This window comes from Streptococcus mitis ATCC 6249 (assembly GCF_000146585.1).
Classification (GTDB): Bacteria; Bacillota; Bacilli; order Lactobacillales; family Streptococcaceae; genus Streptococcus; species Streptococcus mitis_AZ.
Window position 1 is genome coordinate 1 of the sequence record NZ_GL397180.1, and the last position, 5,251, is coordinate 5,251.

Genomic DNA, 5,251 nt, shown 5'->3' on the forward strand with positions numbered 1-5,251 from the left:
TTGACAAAGGGAGAAAAGAAGGTATAATAGAAAGAGTCGAAAAGCTCAGGTCCGTTGGTCAAGGGGTTAAGACACCGCCTTTTCACGGCGGTAACACGGGTTCGAATCCCGTACGGACTATGGGTATATTGTGGTTAGAAAAAACTTGGAAAAAAGTTTAAAAAACTTGTTGACAGAGAGAGCTAGCTGTGATATACTAATATAGTTGTCGCTCATGAGAGAAGTGAGAGACAAAGACCTTTGAAAACTGAACAAGACGAACCAATGTGCAGGGCACTATAACTGAAGTTATAGTACTGAACAATGAAAAAAACAATAAATCTGTCAGTGACAGAAATGAGTGAGAACTCAAACTTTTAATGAGAGTTTGATCCTGGCTCAGGACGAACGCTGGCGGCGTGCCTAATACATGCAAGTAGAACGCTGAAGGAGGAGCTTGCTTCTCTGGATGAGTTGCGAACGGGTGAGTAACGCGTAGGTAACCTGCCTGGTAGCGGGGGATAACTATTGGAAACGATAGCTAATACCGCATAAAATTGATTATTGCATGATAGTCAATTAAAAGGTGCAATTGCATCACTACCAGATGGACCTGCGTTGTATTAGCTAGTTGGTGGGGTAACGGCTCACCAAGGCAACGATACATAGCCGACCTGAGAGGGTGATCGGCCACACTGGGACTGAGACACGGCCCAGACTCCTACGGGAGGCAGCAGTAGGGAATCTTCGGCAATGGACGGAAGTCTGACCGAGCAACGCCGCGTGAGTGAAGAAGGTTTTCGGATCGTAAAGCTCTGTTGTAAGAGAAGAACGAGTGTGAGAGTGGAAAGTTCACACTGTGACGGTATCTTACCAGAAAGGGACGGCTAACTACGTGCCAGCAGCCGCGGTAATACGTAGGTCCCGAGCGTTGTCCGGATTTATTGGGCGTAAAGCGAGCGCAGGCGGTTAGATAAGTCTGAAGTTAAAGGCTGTGGCTTAACCATAGTACGCTTTGGAAACTGTTTAACTTGAGTGCAAGAGGGGAGAGTGGAATTCCATGTGTAGCGGTGAAATGCGTAGATATATGGAGGAACACCGGTGGCGAAAGCGGCTCTCTGGCTTGTAACTGACGCTGAGGCTCGAAAGCGTGGGGAGCAAACAGGATTAGATACCCTGGTAGTCCACGCCGTAAACGATGAGTGCTAGGTGTTAGACCCTTTCCGGGGTTTAGTGCCGCAGCTAACGCATTAAGCACTCCGCCTGGGGAGTACGACCGCAAGGTTGAAACTCAAAGGAATTGACGGGGGCCCGCACAAGCGGTGGAGCATGTGGTTTAATTCGAAGCAACGCGAAGAACCTTACCAGGTCTTGACATCCCTCTGACCGCTCTAGAGATAGAGTTTTCCTTCGGGACAGAGGTGACAGGTGGTGCATGGTTGTCGTCAGCTCGTGTCGTGAGATGTTGGGTTAAGTCCCGCAACGAGCGCAACCCCTATTGTTAGTTGCCATCATTCAGTTGGGCACTCTAGCGAGACTGCCGGTAATAAACCGGAGGAAGGTGGGGATGACGTCAAATCATCATGCCCCTTATGACCTGGGCTACACACGTGCTACAATGGCTGGTACAACGAGTCGCAAGCCGGTGACGGCAAGCTAATCTCTTAAAGCCAGTCTCAGTTCGGATTGTAGGCTGCAACTCGCCTACATGAAGTCGGAATCGCTAGTAATCGCGGATCAGCACGCCGCGGTGAATACGTTCCCGGGCCTTGTACACACCGCCCGTCACACCACGAGAGTTTGTAACACCCGAAGTCGGTGAGGTAACCTTTTAGGAGCCAGCCGCCTAAGGTGGGATAGATGATTGGGGTGAAGTCGTAACAAGGTAGCCGTATCGGAAGGTGCGGCTGGATCACCTCCTTTCTAAGGATAAGGAACTGCACATTGGTCTTGTTTAGTCTTGAGAGGTCTTGTGGGGCCTTAGCTCAGCTGGGAGAGCGCCTGCTTTGCACGCAGGAGGTCAGCGGTTCGATCCCGCTAGGCTCCATTGGTGAGAGATCACCAAGTAATGCACATTGAAAATTGAATATCTATATCAAATAGTAACAAGAAAATAAACCGAAACGCTGTAAGTATTTAATGAGTTTTCTAATTTTTGAAAAAATTAGGTTAATAAGGTTAAGTTAATAAGGGCGCACGGTGGATGCCTTGGCACTAGGAGCCGAAGAAGGACGTGACAAACGACGATATGCCTTGGGTAGCTGTAAGTAAGCGATGATCCAGGGATTTCCGAATGGGGGAACCCAACAGGTACTACCTGTTACCCATATCTGTTAAGGATGTGAGGAGGAAGACGCAGTGAACTGAAACATCTAAGTAGCTGCAGGAAGAGAAAGCAAAAGCGATTGCCTTAGTAGCGGCGAGCGAAACGGCAGGAGGGCAAACCGAAGAGTTTACTCTTCGGGGTTGTAGGACTGCAATGTGGACTCAAAGATTATAGAAGAATGATTTGGGAAGATCAGCCAAAGAGAGTAACAGCCTCGTATTTAAAATAGTCTTTGTACCTAGCAGTATCCTGAGTACGGCGGGACACGTGAAATCCCGTCGGAATCTGGGAGGACCATCTCCCAACCCTAAATACTCCCTAGTGACCGATAGTGAACCAGTACCGTGAGGGAAAGGTGAAAAGCACCCCGGGAGGGGAGTGAAATAGAACCTGAAACCGTGTGCCTACAACAAGTTCGAGCCCGTTAATGGGTGAGAGCGTGCCTTTTGTAGAATGAACCGGCGAGTTACGATATGATGCGAGGTTAAGTTGAAGAGACGGAGCCGCAGGGAAACCGAGTCTGAATAGGGCGCCTTAGTATCATGTCGTAGACCCGAAACCATGTGACCTACCCATGAGCAGGTTGAAGGTGCGGTAAGACGCACTGGAGGACCGAACCAGGGCACGTTGAAAAGTGCTTGGATGACTTGTGGGTAGCGGAGAAATTCCAAACGAACTTGGAGATAGCTGGTTCTCTCCGAAATAGCTTTAGGGCTAGCGTCGACATAAAGATTCTTGGAGGTAGAGCACTGTTTGGGTGAGGGGTCCATCCCGGATTACCAATCTCAGATAAACTCCGAATGCCAAAGAATTATGGTCGGCAGTCAGACTGCGAGTGCTAAGATCCGTAGTCGAAAGGGAAACAGCCCAGACCACCAGCTAAGGTCCCAAAATAATTGTTAAGTGGAAAAGGATGTGGGGTTGCACAGACAACTAGGATGTTAGCTTAGAAGCAGCTATTCATTCAAAGAGTGCGTAATAGCTCACTAGTCGAGTGACCCTGCGCCGAAAATGTACCGGGGCTAAAACAATTTACCGAAGCTGTGGATACCTTTATAGGTATGGTAGGAGAGCGTTCTATGTGTGAAGAAGGTATACCGTGAGGAGTGCTGGAACGCATAGAAGTGAGAATGCCGGTATGAGTAGCGAAAGACAGGTGAGAATCCTGTCCACCGTAAGACTAAGGTTTCCAGGGGAAGGCTCGTCCGCCCTGGGTTAGTCGGGACCTAAGGAGAGACCGAAAGGTGTATCCGATGGACAACAGGTTGATATTCCTGTACTAGAGTATGTAGTGATGGAGGGACGCAGTAGGCTAACTAAAGCAGACGATTGGAAGTGTCTGTCTAAGCAGTGAGGTGTGATATGAGTCAAATGCTTATATCTATAACACTGAGCTGTGATGGGGAGCGAAGTTTAGTAGCGAAGTTAGTGACGTCACACTGCCAAGAAAAGCTTCTAGCGTTTAAACATACTCTACCCGTACCGCAAACCGACACAGGTAGTCGAGGCGAGTAGCCTCAGGTGAGCGAGAGAACTCTCGTTAAGGAACTCGGCAAAATGACCCCGTAACTTCGGGAGAAGGGGTGCTGACTTTAGGTCAGCCGCAGTGAATAGGCCCAAGCAACTGTTTATCAAAAACACAGCTCTCTGCTAAATCGTAAGATGATGTATAGGGGGTGACGCCTGCCCGGTGCTGGAAGGTTAAGAGGAGTGCTTAGGAGTAATCCGAAGGTATGAATTGAAGCCCCAGTAAACGGCGGCCGTAACTATAACGGTCCTAAGGTAGCGAAATTCCTTGTCGGGTAAGTTCCGACCCGCACGAAAGGCGTAATGATTTGGGCACTGTCTCAACGAGAGACTCGGTGAAATTTTAGTACCTGTGAAGATGCAGGTTACCCGCGACAGGACGGAAAGACCCCATGGAGCTTTACTGCAGTTTGATATTGAGTGTCTGTACCACATGTACAGGATAGGTAGGAGTCTATGAGATCGGGACGCCAGTTTCGAAGGAGACGATGTTGGGATACTACCCTTGTGTTATGGCCACTCTAACCCGGATAGGTTATCCCTATCGGAGACAGTGTCTGACGGGCAGTTTGACTGGGGCGGTCGCCTCCTAAAAGGTAACGGAGGCGCCCAAAGGTTCCCTCAGAATGGTTGGAAATCATTCGCAGAGTGTAAAGGTATAAGGGAGCTTGACTGCGAGAGCTACAACTCGAGCAGGGACGAAAGTCGGGCTTAGTGATCCGGTGGTTCCGTATGGAAGGGCCATCGCTCAACGGATAAAAGCTACCCTGGGGATAACAGGCTTATCTCCCCCAAGAGTTCACATCGACGGGGAGGTTTGGCACCTCGATGTCGGCTCGTCGCATCCTGGGGCTGTAGTCGGTCCCAAGGGTTGGGCTGTTCGCCCATTAAAGCGGCACGCGAGCTGGGTTCAGAACGTCGTGAGACAGTTCGGTCCCTATCCGTCGCGGGCGTAGGAAATTTGAGAGGATCTGCTCCTAGTACGAGAGGACCAGAGTGGACTTACCGCTGGTGTACCAGTTGTCTTGCCAAAGGCATCGCTGGGTAGCTATGTAGGGACGGGATAAACGCTGAAAGCATCTAAGTGTGAAACCCACCTCAAGATGAGATTTCCCATGATTTTATATCAGTAAGAGCCCTGAGAGAAGATCAGGTAGATAGGTTAGAAGTGGAAGTGTGGCGACACATGTAGCGGACTAATACTAATAGCTCGAGGACTTATCCAAAGTAACTGAGGATACGAAGCGCGAGGTTTACTTGATATTTGATAGATATTCAATTTTGAGTAGGTATTACTCAGAGTTAAGTGACGATAGCCTAGGAGATACACCTGTACCCATGCCGAACACAGTAGTTAAGCCCTAGAACGCCGGAAGTAGTTGGGGGTTGCCCCCTGTGAGATATGGAAGTCGCTTAGCT

At 49.3% G+C, this 5,251-nt stretch carries 2 tRNA genes and 3 rRNA genes; all 5 read left to right on the plus strand.

The annotated features are described in order from the left end of the window. Window positions 1-48: 48 nt before the first annotated feature. The 5 genes from HMPREF8571_RS10895 (at window position 49) to rrf (ending at window position 5,250) form a co-directional block, all read left to right on the plus strand. A tRNA-Glu gene (locus tag HMPREF8571_RS10895) sits at window positions 49-120 on the plus strand. A gap of 235 nt (window positions 121-355) precedes the next feature. Continuing rightward, window positions 356-1,902 (plus strand): 16S ribosomal RNA (locus tag HMPREF8571_RS10900). 51 nt (window positions 1,903-1,953) lie between these two features. Then, a tRNA-Ala gene (locus HMPREF8571_RS10905) sits at window positions 1,954-2,026 on the plus strand. Window positions 2,027-2,155: 129 nt separating this feature from the next. Then, window positions 2,156-5,058, plus strand: a 23S ribosomal RNA gene (locus HMPREF8571_RS10910). A 76-nt stretch (window positions 5,059-5,134) separates the two neighbouring features. Further along, a 5S ribosomal RNA gene (gene rrf / locus HMPREF8571_RS10915) occupies window positions 5,135-5,250 on the plus strand. The 16S, 23S and 5S rRNA genes sit together here with 2 tRNA genes alongside, the layout of an rRNA operon. Window position 5,251: the final 1 nt, after the last annotated feature.